At 69.7% G+C, this 20,875-nt stretch carries 14 protein-coding genes, 1 tRNA gene and 2 pseudogenes; 7 read left to right on the top strand and 10 right to left on the bottom strand.

The features are described from left to right. Window positions 1-18 precede the first annotated feature (18 nt). Both ACWDO5_RS07680 and ACWDO5_RS07675 read right to left on the bottom strand, forming a co-directional pair. Window positions 19-1,161 carry an acyl-CoA dehydrogenase family protein gene (locus tag ACWDO5_RS07680; RefSeq protein WP_450529281.1) on the bottom strand — a complete coding sequence of 381 codons (1,143 nt, stop codon included), beginning with the start codon at window positions 1,159-1,161 and terminating at the stop codon, window positions 19-21. Further along, complete coding sequence (locus tag ACWDO5_RS07675) at window positions 1,158-2,300, bottom strand: CaiB/BaiF CoA transferase family protein (RefSeq protein WP_450529280.1); 1,143 nt, start codon at window positions 2,298-2,300, stop codon at window positions 1,158-1,160. The genes ACWDO5_RS07680 and ACWDO5_RS07675 overlap by 4 nt, the downstream gene beginning before the upstream one ends. A 275-nt stretch (window positions 2,301-2,575) precedes the next feature. On the opposite strand from ACWDO5_RS07675, the gene ACWDO5_RS07670 reads away from it, so the two are divergent. After that, the gene (locus tag ACWDO5_RS07670) at window positions 2,576-3,775 is read left to right on the top strand and encodes a saccharopine dehydrogenase family protein (RefSeq protein WP_450529278.1); all 1,200 of its coding nucleotides are present in this window, start codon (window positions 2,576-2,578) and stop codon (window positions 3,773-3,775) included. A gap of 36 nt (window positions 3,776-3,811) precedes the next feature. On the opposite strand, the gene mmpA is transcribed toward ACWDO5_RS07670, so the two are convergent. Both mmpA and ACWDO5_RS07660 read right to left on the bottom strand, forming a co-directional pair. Beyond that, a complete protein-coding gene (gene mmpA / locus ACWDO5_RS07665) occupies window positions 3,812-3,952 on the bottom strand; it encodes a morphogenic membrane protein MmpA (RefSeq protein WP_450529277.1) in 141 nt (46 codons plus the stop codon). A gap of 98 nt (window positions 3,953-4,050) precedes the next feature. After that, a pseudogene (locus tag ACWDO5_RS07660) lies at window positions 4,051-4,742 on the bottom strand (endonuclease V). A 114-nt stretch (window positions 4,743-4,856) separates the two neighbouring features. Here ACWDO5_RS07660 and ACWDO5_RS07655 point away from each other — a divergent pair. Further along, entirely contained in the window at window positions 4,857-5,156 is a 300-nt protein-coding gene (locus ACWDO5_RS07655) for a YciI family protein (protein WP_450529276.1), read from the top strand. A 35-nt stretch (window positions 5,157-5,191) separates the two neighbouring features. Here ACWDO5_RS07655 and ACWDO5_RS07650 read toward each other — a convergent pair. Beyond that, window positions 5,192-5,766: pseudogene (locus ACWDO5_RS07650) on the bottom strand (WD40/YVTN/BNR-like repeat-containing protein); the annotation flags it as partial. A gap of 346 nt (window positions 5,767-6,112) precedes the next feature. Between ACWDO5_RS07650 and ACWDO5_RS07645 the strand changes: the two are divergent. The 3 genes from ACWDO5_RS07645 to ACWDO5_RS07635 all read left to right on the top strand — a co-directional run bounded on the left by ACWDO5_RS07645 (window position 6,113) and on the right by ACWDO5_RS07635 (window position 9,835). Next, entirely contained in the window at window positions 6,113-7,756 is a 1,644-nt protein-coding gene (locus ACWDO5_RS07645; RefSeq protein WP_450529274.1) for an ABC-F family ATP-binding cassette domain-containing protein, read from the top strand. A 210-nt stretch (window positions 7,757-7,966) separates the two neighbouring features. After that, window positions 7,967-8,743, top strand: a complete 777-nt coding sequence (gene ddaH / locus ACWDO5_RS07640) for a dimethylargininase (RefSeq protein WP_450529272.1) — start codon at window positions 7,967-7,969, stop codon at window positions 8,741-8,743. A gap of 117 nt (window positions 8,744-8,860) precedes the next feature. Continuing rightward, window positions 8,861-9,835: an acyl-ACP desaturase gene (locus ACWDO5_RS07635; protein WP_450529271.1), complete on the top strand. Its 975-nt coding sequence runs from the start codon at window positions 8,861-8,863 to the stop codon at window positions 9,833-9,835. Between the two features lie 30 nt (window positions 9,836-9,865). Here ACWDO5_RS07635 and ACWDO5_RS07630 read toward each other — a convergent pair whose 3' ends face one another. From ACWDO5_RS07630 to ACWDO5_RS07610, 5 genes are all read right to left on the bottom strand, one after another. Further along, the gene (locus ACWDO5_RS07630; RefSeq protein ID WP_450529269.1) at window positions 9,866-13,258 is read right to left on the bottom strand and encodes a hypothetical protein; all 3,393 of its coding nucleotides are present in this window, start codon (window positions 13,256-13,258) and stop codon (window positions 9,866-9,868) included. Window positions 13,259-13,320: 62 nt separating this feature from the next. Next, a tRNA-Trp gene (locus ACWDO5_RS07625) sits at window positions 13,321-13,396 on the bottom strand. Window positions 13,397-13,737: 341 nt separating this feature from the next. Further along, window positions 13,738-13,983, bottom strand: a complete 246-nt coding sequence (locus ACWDO5_RS07620) for a WhiB family transcriptional regulator (protein WP_450529267.1) — start codon at window positions 13,981-13,983, stop codon at window positions 13,738-13,740. 84 nt (window positions 13,984-14,067) lie between these two features. Then, entirely contained in the window at window positions 14,068-14,862 is a 795-nt protein-coding gene (locus ACWDO5_RS07615) for a VOC family protein (protein WP_450529265.1), read from the bottom strand. Window positions 14,863-14,994: 132 nt separating this feature from the next. Next, window positions 14,995-15,990 (bottom strand): multicopper oxidase domain-containing protein, encoded by a 996-nt coding sequence (locus ACWDO5_RS07610; protein ID WP_450529263.1) that lies wholly within the window; start codon window positions 15,988-15,990, stop codon window positions 14,995-14,997. Between the two features lie 197 nt (window positions 15,991-16,187). On the opposite strand from ACWDO5_RS07610, the gene ACWDO5_RS07605 reads away from it, so the two are divergent. Continuing rightward, window positions 16,188-18,671: a ThuA domain-containing protein gene (locus tag ACWDO5_RS07605; protein WP_450529261.1), complete on the top strand. Its 2,484-nt coding sequence runs from the start codon at window positions 16,188-16,190 to the stop codon at window positions 18,669-18,671. A gap of 56 nt (window positions 18,672-18,727) precedes the next feature. Beyond that, window positions 18,728-20,872 (top strand): OmpL47-type beta-barrel domain-containing protein, encoded by a 2,145-nt coding sequence (locus tag ACWDO5_RS07600; protein WP_450529340.1) that lies wholly within the window; start codon window positions 18,728-18,730, stop codon window positions 20,870-20,872. Window positions 20,873-20,875 lie beyond the last annotated feature (3 nt).

The raw sequence follows: 20,875 nt of genomic DNA, 5'->3' as shown, positions 1-20,875 counted from the left end.
GCAGCCTTTCAATGAGGGTCAGGCGAGAAGAGAACGGCCGATGATTTCCTTCATGATCTCGGTCGTGCCGCCGTAGATCGTCTGGATACGGCCATCCGTGAAAGCCTTGGCGACGCGGTATTCCGTCATATAGCCGTATCCGCCGTGCAATTGCAGGCAGCGGTCGGCGACGCGCTTTTGCAGTTCGGTGGCCCACCACTTGGCCATCGACGCGTGTACGGCGTCGAGTTCCCCGTTCGAGTGATCCACAATGCAGCGATCGAGGAACGTACGGGTGACGGCGCATTCGGTGGCCATTTCGGCGATCTCGAAGCGGATGTGCTGAAGCTTGGAGAGCGGCCGTCCGAATGCCTCGCGCTCCTTGACGTACTGAGTGGTGATCTCGAGCAGATACTCTGCGGCGGCGATCCCGGCGACCGCTATGCCCATCCGCTCCTGTGCGAGATTGGTCATCAGATGGATGAAGGCGCCGTTCAGCTCGCCGAGCAGATTCTCCTTGGGGACGCGTACGTCGTTGAAGAACAGCTCGGCCGTGTCCTGGGACTTCTGGCCGATCTTGTCCAGGTTGCGACCGCGCTCGAAGCCGTCCATGCCGCGTTCGACGACCAGCAGCGAGAGGCCCTTGGCCCCGCCCTCGGGGCTGGTCTTGGCGACGACGACCACCAGGTCGGCGAGGATGCCGTTGGAGATGAAGGTCTTGGAGCCGTTGAGAATCCAGTGGTCGCCACGGTCCTCGGCGGTGGTACGGATGCCCTGCAGGTCGGAGCCCGCACCCGGTTCGGTCATCGCGATGGCGGTAATGATCTCGCCGCTGCAGAAGCCGGGCAGCCAGCGCCGCTTCTGCTCATCGGTCGCGAGGCCGGTGAGGTAGGGGCCGATGATGTCGTTGTGGAGTCCGAGCGCGAGCCCGGCCGCGCCCGCCCGGGTGAACTCCTCGGCCAGGACGGCGCTGTAGCGGAAGTCGGCGTTCCCACCGCCTCCGTACTCCTCGGGCACGGCGAGTCCGAGCAGTCCCTGCCTCCCCGCGGCCAGCCAGGCGTCCCGGCTGACGATGCCGTCCTTCTCCCACTGCTCGTAGTGCGGCAGGACCTCCTTTGCGAGGAAGGTCCGGACGGTCCGGCCGAACGCGTCGTGCTCGGCAGTGAAGATCTGACGCTTCAACTCTTGCCCTCCTCGGCGGGCTCGGCGAGGCCGGGCAGATCCCAGTCGCGGGCCACCTCTGCGGTGTCGGCGCCAGGCTGGGCGGGGCCCCGGTACACGGAGCCGGGTGTGGCGGAGAAGCGGGGGGTGGGCGCGGGCTGGGTGAGTCCGCCGTGGTCAATGAAGGTTCCGCGGGCCGCGAGATGCGGGTGCGAGGGGGCTTCCCGCAACGAGAGCACCGGGGCGACACAGGCGTCCGAGTCCTCGAAGACGGCGGTCCACTCCTCGCGCGTCCTGGTCTTGAAGCGGGCGGCGACAGCGGTGCGCAGCTCACCCCAGCGGGCGAAGTCCTTACGCGCCGGAGCCTCGTCCTTGATGCCGAGCAGCTCGATGAACTCGTTGTAGAACTGCTGCTCCAGTGCGCCGACCGCCATGTACTGGCCGTCGGCGGTCTCGTAGTTGCCGTAGAAGGGACAGCCGCCGTCGAGCAGATTGGCCCCGCGCCGGTCCTGCCAGCCGCCGGCCGCCATCATCCCGTGGATCATCGTGGCGAGATGGGCGGCCCCGTCGACGATCGCCGCGTCCACGACCTGGCCGGCCCCGCCCTCACTGCGGGCATGCTGCAGGGCTGCGAGCACTCCGACGACAAGATAGAGCGAGCCGCCGGCGTAGTCGCCGACGAGGTTGGCCGGGACGGCCGGCGGCTCGTCGGGCTTACCGATCATGCCGAGGGTGCCGGTGACGGCGATGTACGCGATGTCGTGTCCGGCGCGCTGGGCGAGCGGTCCCTCCTGGCCCCAGCCGGTCATCCGCCCGTACACCAGGCGCGGATTGCGGGCGAGGCACTGCTGCGGCCCGACGCCGAGCCGTTCGGCGACACCGGGGCGGTAGCCCTCGATCAGTACGTCTGCCCGCTCGACCAGATCGAGGACCTGGCCGGGGCCGTCCGCCGCCTTGAGGTCGATCAGCACGGATCGCTTGTTGCGGTTGGTGAGGTCGTACGCCGGATCGATGTTCAGCCCCGAGCCGCCGGGCCGGTCGACCCGTACGACATCGGCGCCGAGGTCGGCCAGGAGCATGGCGGCGAACGGACCGGGCCCGATGCCCGCCAGTTCGACCACTCGCACTCCGGCCAGCGGGCCGTTGCCCGTCGCTGTCATCAAGCCCCCAGCACTGTGACACAACTGATGTAACACCAGCGATGGTAAGAACGCGTTCCACTCGGCACAAGGCCTGGGCCGAGCAAGCGCTTAGAATTGTCCGCACCCTACTCCCGTACGGCGGCACGCCCGGATCGTCCTGGCGCCCCGGCGTGGCGGACGATCCGGCCGCGCGGCCCGGCAGGTTACCGATGGGAAACGCATCTTCTTCCCGACCCCGTTCGCACGCTAGCCTCAGCCACCGACACGACCGCGGGGCAACGGCGGAGGGGCCATTGAACAGGCAGAACGGGACCGGTCGCGCGCAGCGCCCGTACGACATCGTGCTCTTCGGAGCGACGGGCTTCGTCGGCGTGCTCACCGCGGAGTACCTCGCGGCGCACGCGCCCTCCGGATGCCGCTGGGCCGTCGCGGGCCGCAGCCGGCAGAAGCTGGAGCGGCTGCGTGAGCGGCTTGCCGCCGAGCATCCCGGCTGCGCAGAGCTGCCGCTGATCGAGGCGGACGCGGACGACCCCGAAGCGCTGCGCGAACTCACCGAGTCCACCCATGTGGTGGCAACGACGGTCGGCCCCTACCTCTGGTACGGCGAGCCGCTGGTCGCCGCCTGCGCGGAGGCCGGCACCGACTACGTCGACCTGACCGGCGAGGCCGAGTTCGTGGACCTGATGTACGTACGCCATGACGCACGGGCCCGGGAGACCGGGGCGCGGCTCGTCCACGCCTGCGGCTTCGACTCCGTCCCGCACGACCTGGGGGCGTACTTCACCGTCCAGCACCTTCCCAAGGACGTGCCGCTGCGCGTCGACGGATTCGTACGCTCGAACGCCACCCTCTCCGGCGGGACGTTCGCCTCCGCGCTCACCGCGATGGGCCGTGGCCGGCAGATGCTGCGGGCCGCGCACGACCGGCGGCTGCACGAGCCGCGGCTGGTGGGACGGCGGGCGCGGGCCCCGCTCGGCGGGCCGCGGTTCAGCCGGGAGACCGGCGCATGGGCGCTGCCGCTGCCGACGGTGGACCCGCAGATCGTCGCCCGCTCGGCGCGGGCACTGCCGCGGTACGGTCCGGACTTCCGCTACCGGCACTACGCGGCGGTCCGCACGCTTCCCATGGCGGCGGGTGGTACGGCGGCCGTGGGCGCGCTCTTCGGTCTGGCTCAACTGCCGCCTGCCCGGCGCTGGTTGTCGGACCGGATCAAGCCGGGTGCGGGTCCGGACGAGCGGCGCAGGGCGAAGAGCTGGTTCTCGGTGCGTTTCGTCGGCGAGGGCGGCGGCCGCACGGTGTTCACGGAGGTGTCGGGCGGCGATCCGGGCTACGACGAGACGGCGAAGATGCTCGCCGAATCGGCACTGTGCCTGGCCTTCGACCAACTGCCCGACACCGCGGGGCAGGTCACGACGGCGGTCGCGATGGGAGATGCGCTGCTGGAGCGGCTGCGGGCGGCCGGCATCCGGTTCCGGGTGGCCGCCACGCGCTGATGAGCCCGGGAGCCGACCGCGAATACGTGCGGCAGGTCAGCCGGTCAGCGCCGCGTAGAACATCGACCCCACCCAGCTGAAGCCGGCGAGGGCGGCCAGGACGAGCACGGCCGTCACGATGCGCTCGACGGGGTGGGTGGTGGTCTCGATTGCGCTGTGCGTCGTCTGAGTCGTCATGCCGGAGAGGATGCCGATCGCGCCCAGTTCCTGACATCCGCTCAGATACTCAGTTCGCGGGCCCTGGTACCCAGGTACTCGCTTCGCTGCCCGGGCACCTACGCAGTCGCCTCCGCCAGGGCGCGCCGGCACAGCCGGTCGGCCAATCGCGTGCTCTCCGGGAGCCGGTAGCCGGGCGCGAGGCGGAGGGTGTGCGCGCAGGCGTTGTCGAGCGTCGTGCGGTGGCCGACGGAGACGAAGACCGGCTTGACGCCGTCCTGGGTGCGCAGCGCCCGGCCGACCTCCTCGCCATCGTCCGCGCGCAGCGCCGCGAAGTCGCCTCGCCGCGGCCCGAGTTCGCCGTAGCTGAAGGCGAAGGGGTTCTTGGCGACACCGATCACTGGCAGCCCCGTCAGCACGCCGAGATGGCTGGCGAGACCGAAGCGGCGGGGGTGCGCCGGCCGTAGCCGTCGCAGACGACGAGACCGGTGTCCCGGGTGAGGGACTCCAGGGCGGCGAGCACGGCCGGGATCTCCCGGAAGGCCAGCAGCCCGGGCACGTAGGGGAAGGCGACCCGGCCCACCGCGGTGGCCTCCTCGACGACGGTGAGCGTCGTGGCGTCCAGGACGACGGCCGCCGCGGCGACGACATCGCGCTCGTCGTCGTACGCCACATCAACGCCGGTCACCAGGCCCGTACCCGGCTCCGGCCCCGGCTCGTCCAGGACGACGCGCGTGCGCAGCTCGTCCTGGACGGCCAGGGCCGCACTCTCGTCGGCGGGCCAGTCGGCGGGCGTCTCGATGATCTTCATGATGCCGCCCACCCTACGACCGGCCGCCGCGCAGTCCCCTGGTGCGTTGTCGATCCGGGCGTCCCGCCGGCTCTGTCGATCGGCCCGATGTCGTCGTGCCGTAGCCTGGCGATCATGTTCGTACTGGAATTGACCTACACCGCACCGGTCGAGCGCGTCGACGAGCTCCTCGAGGCACATGTGGCCTGGCTGGACGCGCTGTACGAGGAGGGCGTGTTCATCGCGTCGGGCCGCAAGAACCCACGTGACGGCGGGGTGATCCTGGCCGTCGGGGACGACCGCGCGCGGATCGAGGAGATCGCGGCGGCCGACCCATTCACGGTCGGCGGTGTGTGCGAGTACCGGATCACGGAGTTCATCGCGACGAAGACCGCGCCGGAACTCGCCCCGTACAAGCAGCAGTTGCCCTCGTAGCGCCTAGCTAGGCCCCGTCAGGGCCTAGAACTCCAGCCGGGCGACGCGGCCCTTCTCGCGCGGCCGGCGTCCAGTGTCAGATCGGTCCCGGTCGGTCCGACGGCGAGCGCGACCGACCTGCTGTGCGGCAGCCAGGCCACGCCGGAACGGTAGGACGGCGGGGGTGTCTTCGACTGCTGCCAGCTGCGGCCGCCGTCCCCACTGACCGCTCCGGCGTTCGGGGACGCCTGGCCGCCGCGGTAGTCGCCGCCGACGGCGATGCCATGGGCACGGTCACGGAAGGCGAGCCCGAACACCCCCCGCGCCGGATCCCCGGCCGGAACGGTCGATTCGGCGACGGTCCAGTTCAGGCCGCGGTCGGCGGATGCAGCACGCGCGCCGTGGCGCCGCCGCCGGTCGCCAGCCAGACGTCCCTCGGCCCTGAGCTGACAAGGCACTGGCCGCTGGCGGCGAAGGCCGCCTCGCCCGGCAGCGCCGCCGGCATACCGGCGTTCGGAAGTACCTTCCACGACTTTCCGCCGTCGCCGGTGGACAGGATGCGGTACTTGCCGTCCACCGGGTCGCTCATGGCGAGGCCGTGCCGGCTGTCGAAGAAGGTGCAGTCGTAGAGCCGGGCGGCGAGCGAAAGCGATCCATTGGGCACGGCGACGCCTCCTTGTCCTCTCCTTGTCCTCTCCTTGTCCTCTCCTTGTCCCCTCCTTGGTCCCCGCTCACGATAATTCGTTGACGTCTCCAGAACCGCCTCGTACGGTGTACAGCGGTCCTGTTGTCGTCGATTGGAGTAGGACGTTGCTCGTCTGAGGTCTTGAGACACCGTGCGTCACAGCTTCTTCAAGCATGCTGTGCGCTTCGCGTGCGACCTCGGCGTTCGAGCCGTCCTCCCCGACCGGGCCCGCCCGCGCCGCGGTGTCTCCACCAGTTGCCCACGCCCCTTCCCACGCAACCGGGAGACCCGTATGTCTACTGTCCCCACTCACATCACCTGCTCCTCCCTCACCTTCGCCTGGCCGGACGGCACCGGGGTACTCGACGACTTCCAACTGGCGGTCGGCCCGGGCAGAACCGGCCTGATCGGCCTCAACGGATCTGGAAAATCAACGCTGTTGAGGCTGATCGCCGGTGACCTGACGCCGACGGGCGGAACGGTGCGCACCACGGGCGAGGTCGGCTACCTGCCGCAGAACCTGGTGCTCGACACCGCGCTGCGTGTCGACGAAGTGCTGGGCATCGCCGGGACGCGCGCCGCACTGCACGCCATCGAAGCGGGCGATCCGAGCGAGGAGCACTTCACGGCGGTCGGCGACGACTGGGACGTCGAGGAGCGGGCACGCGCCACCCTCGACCGGCTCGGGCTCGGGCATATCAGCCTCGACCGGACCATCGGCGAGGTGTCGGGCGGCGAGGGCGTCCTGCTGCGGCTGGCCGCTCTGCTGCTGGCCAGGCCGGATGTGCTGCTGCTCGACGAGCCGACGAACAATCTCGACCTTTACGCGCGCAGACGGCTGTACGAGGCGGTCGCCGCCTGGTCCGGTGTGATGGTCGTCGTCAGCCACGACCGTGAACTGCTCGAGCTGGTCGACCAGATCGCCGATCTGCACGACGGAGAGGTCACGTGGTACGGCGGAAACTTCTCCGCGTACGAGGAGGCGCTCGCCGTCGAACAGGAGGCCGCGGAGCGCATGGTGCGCGTCGCCGAGGCCGACGTACAGCGGCAGAAGCGTGAACTGGCCGACGCCCACGTCAAGTTGGCCCGTCGCAAGCGGTACGGACAGAAGATGTGGGACGCCAAGCGTGAGCCGAAGATCGTCATGGGTGCGCGCAAACGCGCGGCCCAGGAGTCGGCGGGCAAGCACCGCATCATGCACACGGAGAAGCTCGCCGAGGCGAAGGAGCGGCTCGACGAGGCTGCGGACGCGGTCCGGGACGACGACGAGATCCGTATTGAGCTGCCGTACACCAAGGTCCATCCGGGCCGGGGCGTACTGCGGCTGAGCGAGCTGCGGCTGCGCTACGGAGCCGAGGCGAAGGGAGAGTTCGAGATCCGCGGCCCCGAGCGGATCGCGCTGGTCGGCCGCAATGGAGCGGGCAAGACGACTCTGTTGCGCACGATCACCGGCGAGCTGGCGCCGGTCGCAGGCGAGGCGGTGGCCGAGGTCCCGCTGCGCTTTCTGCCGCAGCGGCTCGATGTGCTGGACGACGGGCTGAGCGTGGTGGAGAACGTGGCGCGGTTCGCGCCGGAGGCCACCAACAACCGGATCAGGGCGCGGCTCGCGCGCTTCCTGTTCCGGGGCGCGCGCGCCGACCAGCTCGCCGGGACGCTGTCGGGCGGAGAGCGGTTCCGCGCGGCGCTCGCCGCACTGCTGCTCGCCGAGCCGGCGCCGCAGCTGCTGATGCTCGACGAGCCGACGAACAATCTGGACATGGCGAGCGTGCGGAAACTGACCGCGGCTCTGGAGTCGTACGAGGGGGCGCTGATCGTGGCGAGTCACGATGTGCCCTTCCTGGAGTCGATCGGCATCACGCGCTGGCTGCTGCTGGACGGCGAACTCCGTGACATCACCGCGGACGAGGTACGGGAGGGTGAGCTGCCGATGGAGTAAAGGTGCAGGTCACAGCGGAGGCGGAGGTCCGGTCTCGGGACGTGGTCACCACGAGAATGCCTGCCGCGAGATCGGGCGCCACCGCCGCCGCCCGTTCCGTGGCCCTTTGCGCCGCCTGTTCACGCTCGCGCCGCGCCGGGGATTCCATCGCCCCTGGACGGCGCGTCATGATGGGCCGACCGGACCGTGATACCCCCTGGAGAACTCCCCGTGCCCAGCAGGAAAGCCCTGATCCGCCGTCCCAGCCCGCGCCTCGCCGAGGGCCTGGTCACCCATATCGAGCGCTCCCCGGTCGACGCCGGTCTGGCGCTCCAGCAGTGGGAGACGTACGCCGAGACCCTGCGTGAGCACGGTTGGCAGACCGTCGAGACGGAGCCGGCCGACGACTGCCCGGACAGCGTCTTCATCGAGGACACGGTGGTGATGTTCCGCAATGTCGCGCTGATCGCCCGCCCGGGCGCCGAGTCCCGCAGGCCGGAGACGACGGCCGTCGAGGAGACCCTCGCCCGTCTCGGCTGCTCGGTGAACTGGGTGTGGGAGCCGGGCACCCTCGACGGCGGCGACGTCCTCAAGATCGGCGACACGATCTATGTGGGCCGCGGCGGCCGGACGAACGCGGCGGGGGTGCAGCAGCTGCGCGCCGTCTTCGAACCGCTCGGCGCCGGCGTCGTGCCCGTGCCCGTGAGCAAGGTGCTGCACCTGAAGTCGGCGGTGACCGCCCTGCCGGACACCACCGTCATCGGCTACCCGCCGCTGGTCGACACCCCGTCCGTCTTCCCCCGCCACCTCCCGGTGCCCGAGGAGTCCGGCGCCCATGTGGTGCTGCTCGGCGGCGGGAGGCTGCTGATGGCGGCGAGCGCGCCGAAGACGGCGGAGCTGTTCACGGATCTCGGCTACCAGCCCGTGACGGTGGACATCAGTGAGTTCGAGAAGCTCGAAGGCTGCGTGACCTGCCTTTCCGTACGCCTCCGTGACCTGTACGCATAACGGAACGTAACCGGATATCCGGGATCGGGGGCTTGGCCGACGGCTTACTGCCCCTTTAACCTACGGTGTCGTAACCTACGAATCCGTAAGTAGCTCTCCCGTCCCCCAGGAGTACCAGTGACGATCACCTCTCCCCACCTCGGCAGCTCGGAAGCGTGGACTGACGCCCGGCTGCTGTACGCGCTGGAAGAGGTGGTGGAGAAGGAACTGAACCGCCATCTCAAGGTCGCCAAGGACTGGATGCCGCACGAGTACGTCCCGTTCACCGACGGCCGCAACTTCCCCGGCTTCTTCGAGGACGGCCAGGCCTGGGAGCCCGAGCAGTCCAAGGTCACCGACATCGGCAAGATCGCGCTGGTCGTGAACCTGCTGACCGAAGACAACCTCCCCAGCTACCACCACGAGATCGCCAGCCTCTTCGGCCGCGACGGCGCCTGGGGCACCTGGGTGCACCGCTGGACGGCGGAGGAGGGCCGGCACGGCATTGTGATGCGCGACTACCTGCTCACCTCCCGCGCTGTCGACCCGGACAAGCTGGAGGAGTTCCGGATGGCGCACATGGCGGAGGGCTTCGAGTCCGACAACCGCCACTCGATGCTGCACTCGGTCGCGTACGTCGCCTTCCAGGAGCTCGCCACGCGCGTCTCGCACCGCAACACCGGCCACCAGTCGGGCGACCCCGTCTGCGACCGGATGCTGGCGCGGATCGCGACCGACGAGAACCTGCACATGGTCTTCTACCGGAATCTGCTGGGCGCGGCCTTCGAGCTCGCCCCCGATCTGACGATGCAGGCCGTGCGTGACGTTGTGGTCAACTTCCGGATGCCGGGACACGGCATGCCGGGCTTCGAGCGGGCCGCCGCGCAGATGGCGATCGGCGAGATCTACAACATGCGGATCCACCACGACGACGTGCTCCAGCCCGTGCTGCGCTTCCTCAAGGTCCTGGACATCGACGGTCTCGGCCCGGAGGGCCTGAAGGCGCAGGAGGAGCTCGGCCTGTACATGGGCGGGCTGGACTCCGAGGCGAGCAAGTTCGACGAGAAGCTCGCGGCGCGCAAGGCGCGGATGGCGGCGCGGGCGGCAAGCTGACCGTCCCGGCCGCTCCCTCGGCCGCTCGGGTCATTCGTACGCCGTCACCCTGCCCAGGGCCGCATCGCGCACGTCCGCATCCGCATGGCGGCGCAGCTTCCGCAGCTGGACCCGCCACGGCTCGGTCCAGGAGGTGCGTGAGCCGCCGGCCGAGACGACCGTGACGGCGAAGAGACCCTCCGTGTGGCCGCCGGCATCAGCGAGCTGCCTGGCGGCGGCGAGCAGCGTCCCGGTGTCGCCGGGCCGCTGGCTGCCGCCGATCCGCTTCTCCAGTACGCCGGCGGTGCGCACGGCGAGTGCGGGGCGGCCCTCATGGAGGCTGACCAGCCGGTCGAAAGCAGCGTGCAGCTCTGGCGGTTCCGCGTTCAGGTCAAGGGATTCCACCAGCAGGGCCGCGGCCTGCGGGACGAAGGCGTCGTGGCGCGCCAGCAGCTCCGCGGCAGCCGTCAGCACCGGGCGCAGCGCGCCGGGCCGCGACACGGTCTCCCGGGAGAACCGCGCCACGAGGTATTCGACACGTCGGCACGCGGGCCGGTCCCGGTCGGTCCCCGCGTCGAACGCCTCGAACGCGTCATCCACGGCCACCGTATCGGCCGTGACCAGCGCCTGGAGCGCGCGCTCCACGGCACGGCCTGCTTCCGGGCCGGAAGGCGCGGCGGAGGCGAGCCCGTCCGCGGCGGCGCGCCAGGACTGCCGCTTGTCCAGCTGGGTGACCGCGGCCACCAGGACGGCCGACGCATCGGGCGACCAGGGCACCCAGCGCGCGACCGCCTCGTACGCGAGGGCGGCGAGCTCCGTGTCCTCGGTGTCGCACACCTCCCGGACCAGGCGGGCGTAGCGGGGCCGGTCAGGTTCCGGCAGATCCATCGGCAGGACCCGGAGCACGGCGGTACGCAGCACCGTGTCGCCGGCCGCCGCTTCGTTCAGCAGCTGCCAGGTCCGTTCGTCGCCGAGCAGCGGGGCGGCGAAGCTCACACACGCGGCCCGCACATCCCGGTGCTGGCCCCGCATGGCGTACGCGTCGGCCAGCAGGCCGGCCGCCTCGGGCAGCGGCAGCCGGGTGGCCGCCAGCCGTACGGCCTCCTTCCGGCTGGTCACCTTGGCGGTGCCGGGCGCCAGTACGCCGCTCAGCAGCGCGCCGAGCTGTGACGGCCTTGCGTACCGGGAAGCGCGGGTGGCCGCGTACACGGCGACGCGCGCCCGGTCGCCGGCCGCGTGGGCGAGCAGTTCGGACAGCACCTCGGCGGGCCGGTCGGTCCATGCCAATGCGGCGATGGCCGCCTCCGCGAGCACCACGTCCGGCGACCGGGTCCAGCGGCGCGCCACGTCCGCGCCCACGTCCGGGATCCGCGCGGCGGACATGAGAGCGGACGCACGCGCGTACAACGGAAGCGATGCGTCGTGTGCCGTGCGCTCCAACTGGCGGGTTGCTGCACGCTGTTGTCGTGCGGTCCAGCGACGGACGTCGACGCCCACCGGCACGGTCCAGTGGGTGCCCTTGGTGAGGAAACGCCCGTACGGCGCGGTGTCACCCAGCAACCGGTCGAGCAGATCGGTGCGGCGCGTGCTCAACGCCCGTACGACAGCGGGGAGTACTGCGGCCGAGGGCTCGTGGATCAGGAGCCGCTCCACTCGCCGGTCACGTCCGCCGGACGGTTCGAGCCAGAGCCCGACTGCGGTCTGTGCGGTGGAGTTGTCGCCGAACCGTATGGCCTGCCAGAGCAGATCCTGCAACTCCGGCATTCCGGCCGCGCGGCGGCCGACCGCGCGGGCGAGCGCGAAGGCGAGGCTGAAGTCGGCCTTCTCCGCGCCCGCTTCGATCCAGGGGCGCAGCGCCTCGAAGACCGCGTGCTCCTGACCACGCCGCAGGGTGCGGTCCAGCCGGCCGAGATCGGCGCCGCCGGTGCTTCCCGAGATGCGTACGAGGGTGCGCAGTGCCCAGTTCACCAACTGCCGCCGGCCGGTTGCGGCATGCTCGCGCAGCACGGCGATGGCGAGGCGGCTCAGCGCCTGGCGGGTATCCGGGGAGGAGTCGCGAGCTGCCACGGCGTCGGTGGCCACGCGATCGAAGTGCGGCTCCGCGTCCTCGGTGAACAGTGCGGGCGGGGTGGCGGCGAGCGCGTGCATCGCGGCCGAGCGCACCGGGTCCTGCTCATCTCGCAGCCGAGACATCTCGTGCAGTACGGAGGTGACGGCATGGGGATCGCCGGAGCGCCCGGCATTGCGGATCAGCAGGGGCCAGGCCTCGGCACGATCCTCCGCCGACGCACGGTGCGTGGCGGCGACGAGCTGCTCGCGCGCCTGCGCGACGGGCAGATAGGACTCGGCGAGCAGCACCGAACTCCAGCCCGCTCCACGCTCCTTGGCCCGGTCCGCCGCCCGGCGCGCCTCGCCCGCCACGTAACTGCGGGGCAGTACGTCGAGAAGCTCCGCGTTCACAGTCCCCGCCTCGGGCCCGCGCTCCGTGAGCACGGCCTCGTGGAAGGCTCCGCGGCGGGCCGGCGGGTGGGCTTTGACGAGCCGGGAGTACTCGTCGTGGTTGGCTGACATGACCTGGCCCAGCTCGACGAGCAGATCCTGAGGTGCGTGACGTGCCAGGTGCCGCAGGGCGGCCGGACGCAGCGCTGTGCCTCGGCGAATGGCGTGCCCCTCGGGCGCGAGCAGCATGCCCACCACGTGCGCCGGGTCGGCCCTGGTCAGCGCCGGGATGCTCGGGCGCAGCCGGACGGGCAGGGCCGCGGGTCCATGCCGTACGAGCAGATCGATGACGCGTAGCGGTTCGGCAGCGGTGACGGAGGCGACGGCACCGGCGTACCGCTGCCACCAGCCGTCGCGGAGCGCCTCGGGAAGCGCGGACAGGTTACGCTCCGCCGTGTCGAGGAGAACGCCGGGATGGCGGGTGCCGAGCCCTGTCCAGCCGCGTACGGCATGGAACAGGGCGGGCAGCAGCCGCGCGACGGTCCCGGCCCCGCACCCCGGCAGCAGCCGCGCCGCCTCAACGTCGCCCCAGGTCTCCCGGATCCGGTCGATGACGCGGTCGGCGAGCGCGGAACGGCGCGCGGCGACTATCGCGTGCAGCAGCTGCTTGCGTACGGCGGCGGGGGCGTCGTTGAGAGCGGCGACGAAAGCGTCGTCCGGCACGCCGAGGCTCGTGGCCACCCGCAGGGCCTGGCCGCGAACGAACGAGTCCGGGTCCGCGAGCCGGGCTCCGACCCACGCGGCGTCCCCGCCCACAGCCGCCACAACAACGGCGAGACCACGCTCATAGGGGCCGCGCTCATCGAGCTCGGCGAGCAGTGGTCCTAGCTCGGCCTGGTTCATCTCCCTTGTTTTCGCGGCGAGTTCACGCATGCGCAGCGGGTACGGAAGCGGGTCGAGCACGTCCAGCAGGCGGTCCGCCTGGTGCAGGGGGGTGTGAGCCATGGGGGGATTCTGCCTGCTGAGTCGTCATGGCGGGTGCCATCGCCCGAGTGCGACGGGGAGGGGGCGGGGCGGCTGGAGTCGAACCAGCGTCCTCCGGTTCTGGAGACCGGCGCGTCAGCCTCTGTGCTACGACCCCGCCCTTGCCGGAGATCCTGACCCGGCGGCTGCGCGGTGACCTGTGACGGTCATCGGTCTGTCTCCCCGGCGGGGGATCGGCGTGCAGTCAGGTGGTCGCAAGGCGCAGCGTGAGCGCGGCGATGGCAAGGACCAGGGGGATGGCCGCGTTCGTGGCGGATCCCGGACGGGCTGGCCGAACGGCGGGCCTGGGCAAGGGGACGTTGTTCCGCCGGTTCGGCACCCGCGCGGGGATCTTCCAGGCGCTACTGGACGACGACGGGCCTTCCAGGAGCGGCTTCCTCGACGGGCACTCCCCCGTTCGCGTCGTGCCCAAGTCCATGGATCTGCCACCTCCGCCAGGCTCAGCTCTGCGCACGCTTGAGGCGGTACCGCTCCTTCTCCGACAGCCCTCCCCACACCCCGAATCGCTCGTCGTGAGCCAGCGCGTACTCCAGGCACGCCACTCGCCCCTCGCACGCCCCGCACAACTGCTTCGCCTCACGCGTCGACGAGCCAGGGGCCGGGAAGAAGAATTCCGGTCCCGCCTGGGCGCACAGCGCGGTCTCCTGCCAGGAGAGTTCTTGGTCGGTGATGGTGTTGATCGGCATGCGGGACACGTTCCCCCTTGCCGATAAACACCGGGTCAATGAAGCATCAACGACCCCACGCCTCTCTCGGCCACCGCCCCACAATCAGTCCTCCTGCTGCACCCCCTGCATCACCGCGAAGCGCGCCCCCGCCGGGTCCGCCAGTTTCGCGAAGCGGCCAACGCCCTCCATGTCAACCGGGGCCATCCTGACCTTGCCGCCCAGCTGCTGCGCCTTGGCCACCGACGCGTCGCAGTCCTCGACCTCGAAGTACGGCAGCCAGTAGGGACCGTCCGTCTCCACCGGATCCGCGGCCGGCGGGACGATGCCGCCGAACATCGCCTCCGCGCCCGCGCCCGCCGGGTTGACCATCGTGTACGACCCCGTACCGTCCGGCAGCGGCATCGTCGATGTCTCCCAGCCGAACACTCCGCTGTAGAAGTTGAGGCCCGCGCCCGGGTCGTCGGTGTACAGCTCCGCCCAGCACAGCGTGTTGGGGTCGTTGACGACGTCCAGGCCCTTGTTCCGGCCCGGCTGCCAGATCCCGAAGCCCGCGCCCGCCGGGTCGTTGAAGACCGCCATGCGGCCCAGGTCGAAGACGTCCATCGGCTCGAACAGCACCGCGCCGCCGCCCTGCTCGACCGCCTTGGCCATGGCGTCGGCGTCGGGCGACTGGAAGTAGAGGGTCCAGCCCGGGCCGCCCTGCTCGGGGCTGACCGTCATGCCGCCCGCGACGGTCTTGCCGTCCAGCTGATACATGCCGTAGCCGCCGGCCTCGGGGCCTGCCGACTGGAAGGTCCAGCCGAACAGGCCACCGTAGAAGGCGTTCGCCGCCTCGATGTCGGGCGCGGCAAGGTCGAGCCAGTTCGGGGAGCCTGTGACGAAACGGGTGGTGAGCATGGTGCGCTCCTTTGTGGGAGTCCCGCTGTCTGACGTCCCCGAGTCTGCTACCGATCCCGCACCGGCGCATCCAGTACACGCCCACCGCGAGGGAGCGAATTCCTCCGTGCCCGGCTGCCCTCGCGGCGCGCCCTAATGGTCGTGGGCAGCCGCCGGCTGTTCCGGATGATGCGGTTCGTACCCCGGAATCGTCCCGTCCTGCTTCGCCACCAGAAACAGCCCGGCCATCCCCATGTCCGAGTGGCTCTGGACGTGGCAGTGGTACATCCACGCCCCCGCTCCCACGTGCTCGCCCGCGATGACCTGGAAGCCGAACGAGTCCGCCGGACCCGTGATCTTGTTGTCGATCACGCGGCTGACGTCGGCCGGGCCTTCCAGCAGGCCCGTCCGGTTGTCCGCCCAGCGGTGACCGTGCATATGGAACGTGTGGTAGTACTCGCCGTGCGTGATCATGATGATCTCAACGCGATCCCCCAGCGTGGCCTGGAAGTTGGGGCTCGCGTTCGCCGGCTTGTTGTTGATCGTCATGTCGTTGAAGACGATGGTGAACTGCTTGTCCGGGAGGATGTCACCCTTCCTGCGGACCACCACCGGGCCGTAGAGGCCCTTGCGGATGCCGCCCGTGCCGTGGTCCGTGCCCACCACGTGGTCGTGGTAGTGCCAGTAGCCCGCGCTGCCCGCGCGCCATGTGCCGTCCGCGCGTTTGCCCGGTGTGTGGGTGCGCCAGGTGTACGTGCGGGTGGCGCCGGGTTCGACGTGGCTCCTGCTGAGCCTGGTGCCGTCGTTGGCGATGTCGTAGTCCACGCCGTGGACGTGCAGGCTCACCGGTACGTCCATCGCGTTCTCGAACTCGATGTGCAGGGTGTCGCCTTCGACCAGTTCGATCAGCGGGCCGGGGATCGACGCCTTGCCCTTCTCCAGGCCGTAGCCCATCTGACCGTCCGGCAACTTCTCCGCGTACAGCTTGAGATGGCGTATCTGGCCGCCCGCCGGGGCGGTCTTCGGCGGGCCTACCGCCGACGCGGCGCCGGTCGCACTCGGGGCCGAAGCCAGCGACAACGATGTCACGCCCGTCGCCGCGACCGCGCTCCCCGCCAGCAGCCGTCGGTTGAAGCTCCGTCTGTCCATGCCGAACTCCCAAGTTCTGTACGGAGATTGACGGGGCACAAGTGACCCCGGAGACGAGCACACGGTAGCGGTGGGATCTTCGTTTATCCACACCCAGGACAAAGTTCGTGCCATTTCGGTCTTACCTATTGGCGAACCGCGAAAAGGGGTCTAGTTTCCGAGGCTGTTGTTGTGACCAAAGAGGGGTGGGTGACCACATGCAGCGCGCACCACATCACAGGTCGAGATCCCGAAGAAGCGGACTGGCGGCGGCCCTTGGGGTCGGCGTACTGACCGTGTCCCTGCTCGGCGGCGGCGATGTCGCCGCCGCCAGGACCTATCCGGAGCCGCCTTCGACAACGTTGTCCCTGCCGTCGCCTCCCGGCGGCGCGAATGTACGGGTCCTCGTCTTCCACGGCTCCGCCACCGAGGAGTCGCCGACCGTCGACGCCGGTATCGCGGCGATCGAGACGATCGGGCAGACGGGTCCGGCCGCGGGCCGGTTCAAGACCGAAGCCACCGACGACGCCTCCGTGTTCACCAATGCCACCAAGCTCGGCAGGTACAACGCGATCGTCTTCCTGACGGGCGGCGGCGATGTGCTCGACCCGGAGCAGGAGGCCGGGCTCGAGACATATCTGGAGGCCGGCGGAGGCTTCCTGGGCATCCATGACGCGGCGCGCACCGAGCCGTACTCCGACTGGTTCACCGGGCTGATCGGCGCCCGGCCGACCGGAGCCCCGAGCACGGTCCAGCGCGCGACGGTCGAGGTCGGCGACCGTCAGCATCCGGCCACCAAGTCGCTTCCGCTCCAGTGGAAGCGGCCCGACAAGTGGTTCAACTGGGCGGCGAACCCGTCCGGCAGCGTGCACACCGTGGCCCGCGTCAAGGAAGACTCGTACAAGCCCGTCGCCGGCGCCAACGGCTGGGACCATCCCGTCTCCTGGTGCCGTGACTACGACGGCGGCCGCTCCTTCTACACCGGCATGGGCGGTACGGTCGACAGCTTCGCCGAGACCGACTTCCGGGACCATCTGCGCGGCGCCCTCGCGTGGACCACCCGTCTCTCGCGCGCGGACTGCAAGGCCACCATCAACGCCAACTACACCGCCGAGCGCGTCACCCAGCCCAACCAGCCGGGGCAGAACGACCAGATCGGCGAGCCGCACGGCCTGGTCACCGCCCCCGACGGCCGGGTGTTCTACATCGGGCGCGGCGGCGCCGACTCCAGCAAGCCCGTCGTGACCGACTGGAACAACCCCGACATGGGCAAGGGTCAGGGCGAGGTCCACGTCTACGACCCGAAGACCGGGAAGGTGACCCTCGCCGGGTCCCTCACCATCTTCGGCAACAAGGGCGGCGGCGATGAGCTGATCAAGGTCGAGGAGGGCCTGCTCGGCATCGAGCTGGATCCCGACTTCATGACCAACGGCTGGGTGTATCTGCACTACACACCGCACTCCCAGATCAACCGGGACACGCGTATGGCCGAGCGCCGCGTCTCCCGCTTCACGCTCGACCCGGCTACCGCCAAGCTGGACCTGGCGAGCGAAAAGGTGCTCCTCAAGTGGCCGGTGCAGATCCACAGTTGCTGTCACGCGGGCGGTGGTATGGCCTGGGACTCGCAGCAGAATCTCTACATCGCCACCGGTGACAACAACTCCTCCCAATTCAGCGGCGGTTACTCCGGCAACAACCCGGAGCCGAACTTCAAGGGTGTGTCCTTCGCCGACGCCCGCCGCACCGCGGGCAACACCAACAACCTCAACGGCAAGATCCTGCGGATCCACCCCGAGGACGACGGGACGTACACGCTCCCGGCAGGCAACCTATTCACGGGCAAGGAACCGGACGAGGGCGGCGGCAAGACCCGCGGCGAGATCTATGTGATGGGCGTCCGCAACCCGGCGCGTATCTTCATCGACAAGTCGACGGACATCCTCTACGCGGGCTGGGTCGGCCCGGACGCGAGCACGCCGTCGACGACCTGGGGCCCGGCAAAGTACGACACCTTCTCCGCCATCACCAAGGCGGGCAACCACGGCTGGCCGTACTGCATGGGCAACAAGCAGCCCTACCGCGACCGCAATCTGCCCGATCCGAGCCAGCCGCTCGGCTGGTACAACTGCGACGCCCCGAAGAATGAGTCGCCCAACAACGACGGCCTGGTGAATCTGCCGCCGGTCGTCTCCAACACCATCTGGTACTCGCCGCAGGGCGGCGGCGTGGACTATCCGCGCGACGCCAACGGCATCCCGAGCTACAAGGTGGAGGAGCAGAAGATCCTGATGCCGTGGCTCAAGGGCGGCGGCCAGGCGACCATGAACGGTCCGGTCTACCGCTACGACACGGCGAGCACCAGCAAGGACAAGTGGCCGTCGTACTGGGACGGCAAGTGGTTCGTCGGTGACTTCTACGACGGCGACCAGCCGCGGCACGCGGTGCTGACCGACCCGAAGACCGTGGGCAAGGGCGGCATCCCGGTGCACGCAGAATCCCTGAAGGGGATCATCCCGGGCGGGACAAACGGCATTCGCAACCTCATGGACTGGAAGTTCGCGCCGGACGGCTCGCTCTACGTCCTGGACTACGGGCGCGGATTCTTCACATCCGACTCCAGGTCGGCGCTGTGGCACGTGACGTACAAGGGCGGCGAGCCCACGCCGTCCGCCGACAAGCTGGCACGGAAGGCAGCGCAGTGACACACCTGAGACACAGAACGGCGAGTTTCTGGACGGCCCTGCTGGCCGCGGTGACGATGGTCCTTGGGCTGACGTCCGCGGTCGCGTACGGCCAGAGCGACGGCCAGGTCGCCAACCAGGTCCTGACCTGGACAGCCGGCAATCCGACCGACCGCTATCTCTCCTTCCCCACCACCGCGGTGGCGGGCACGACGACGATCGTGTTCGAGAACAGCACGGCGACCGGTAACACCACCGGTATGCCGCACACGCTGACCTTCGACGTCTCCGATCCCGAGTACAACAACGACGTACCGCTGAACATCCTCGCCAACCCCGGTGACGACCAGGGCGGCAAGCACACCGCCGAGGTCACGCTGACCCCCGGCCGGTACCGCTTCCACTGCAGCATCCCCGGCCACGGCTCCATGCAGGGGATCCTGACCGTCACCGAAGGCAGCGGCGAGGACACCACCGCGCCCGACACGACCGCGAAGGTCGACGGCGACAAGAACGCGGAGGGCGCATACGTCGGCCAGGCCACCGTGACCGTGTCGGCGACCGACGCGGGATCGGGCGTGGACAAGATCGAGTACGCGGTCGGGGCGGACGGCCCCTGGCAGCCGTACACCACGGCGGTCGTGGTCAACGAGGTGGGCACGCACAAGGTCCGCTACCGGGCCAGTGACAAGGCGGGGAACGTCGCCGCGGAGAAGGCGGTCGACTTCACGGTCGTCGCCCCGCCGACCGACGACAAGACGCCGCCGGAGACCTCGGCGACGGTCAGCGGCGAGAAGAACGCGCAGGGCGAGTACCTGGGGATGGCCACGGTCACCGTGACCGCGTCCGACACCGGCTCGGGCGTCAACACCATTGAGTACGCGATCGGTGCGGCCGGCGCCTGGCAGCCGTACACCGCCCCGGTGATGGTGCACGAGGCGGGCACGCACAAGGTCCGCTACAAGGCGACGGACAAGGCGGGCAACGCGGCCGCTGAGAAGGCCGTGGACTTCACGGTCGTCACGCCGCCCGCCGAGGACAAGACCCCGCCGGTGACCTCGGCCGAGGTGAGCGGTCAGAAGAACTCCGACGGCGCGTACGTCACCAGCGCCAAGGTGACGCTCACCGCGACCGACGCGGACTCGGGGGTCGACAAGGTCGAGTACTCTCTCGACGGCGGCCCGTACCTCGCGTACACCTCTCCCGTCATCGTCGACCGGGTGGGCTTCCACACCGTGCTGCACCGGGCGACCGACAAGGCGGGCAACACCTCCCAGGCGCAACAGGTGTCGTTCACGATCGCGGAGGGCGGCGGCGTGCCGGCGCCCAACTGCCCGGAGTACGACGAGCGGTTGACGGTGATCGTCGGCACGGTCGACACGGGTGTGCCCAACCGCATCACACGCAACCGCTGCACCATCAACGAGCTGATCGAGGACGAGAAGGCCTGGTCCTCGCAGGCGCTGTTCCTCAAGCACGTGGACAACGTGCTCGACAAGCTCCTCGCGGACGGCGTCATCGACCAGCGCGAGCACAAGAAGATCTACCAGGCGGCCAAGCAGTCCGGCATCGGCAAGCCGGGCCAGAACAAGGGCTACCGCAATCTGTTCGACGGTACGCAGACGTCGTTCAGCAAGTGGCAGCACGTGGGCGGCGGGTCGTTCGGACTCAGCGCCGACGGGGCGATGACCAGTGGCACCACAAAGGGTGGCCTTGGCATGCTGTGGTTCCCGCAGCAGCAGTACGGGGACTTCTCGCTGAAACTGCAGTGGCGGGACGACGCGCCGGGCTCCGGCAACGCCAACGGCGGTGTCTTCGTGCGCTTCCCGTACGTCCACAACAACCCGGAGGAGTCGCGTCCGGAGTGGGTCGCCATCAAGTACGGCCACGAGGTGCAGGTTCTGGACCGGCCGGACGGCGACATGTACAAGACCGGCTCTATCTACGGTTTCGACCGGGTGGGGCTCGCCGGTGCGGGTGTGACGCCGAAGGGCACCTGGAACGACTACGAGATCCGGGTGGTCGACCAGCACTACTCGATCTACCGCAACGGCGTCCTGATCAATGAGTTCGACAACACCGGCGGCCAGGTGTTCGCCCCGCCGCGCGGCGACGACCCGGGCACGGACGGCCGGCGGTACGCCTCCGGCTACATCGGGCTCCAGGTCCACAGCACGACGGATGTGATCTCGTACCGTGACATCCGGGTCAAGGAGCTCTAGCAC

It is taken from the genome of Streptomyces sp. NPDC000880 (genome assembly GCF_053599675.1).
This window is presented reverse-complemented; position numbering and strand designations above follow the sequence as displayed.